Annotated in this window: 1 pseudogene; it reads right to left on the bottom strand. The window is 24.8% G+C overall.

Annotation, left to right across the window (positions count from 1 at the left end):
- Positions 1-271: 271 nt before the first annotated feature.
- Positions 272-537: pseudogene (locus ACYVEA_RS34820) on the bottom strand (hypothetical protein); the annotation flags it as partial.

The following is a 537-nucleotide window of genomic DNA, read 5'->3' as shown; positions in this document are numbered from 1 at the left end:
CCCTCTGACATTGATGGAACATTATTATTTCCTATACCACTTCCTACATTTCTATTTAAATTGTGCGCTAATAATTCCTTACGTTGAAAAAAATCGTCCCCTTGAATACCTCTACCTAATTTTCATTTCAAACTTAAACTATTTAAATAATTCATATCTAACATTGACAAATTTTTAATATTCTTGAAAACTCATTATTTATTTAACTTTAATCAGTTGGAATCTTATAAATTTTAAGATAAAATTCAAACCAATTATTAAAATAATAAATTTATTTATTTTTTATAGATAAATCTATTAAAGTATTTTCTAATATACTAATGATAGGTAGTATAATTAAAAAATATCCAAAATATGCTGTAGCATATATTTGTCCCATTAAAATAAATGGATCTTCTACATGCACTGCACCTAAACGACCTAATGTTATAAAAATTACTCCAAATAAATAGAAAGCTAATTTACTTAAAGGTCTAAACTGGAAACCTCTTGATCTACCTAAATCAGTGAAAGGTAGAGTAAGTAGTACCAATATAG

It is taken from the genome of Spirosoma jeollabukense (assembly GCF_054777855.1).
This window is presented reverse-complemented; position numbering and strand designations above follow the sequence as displayed.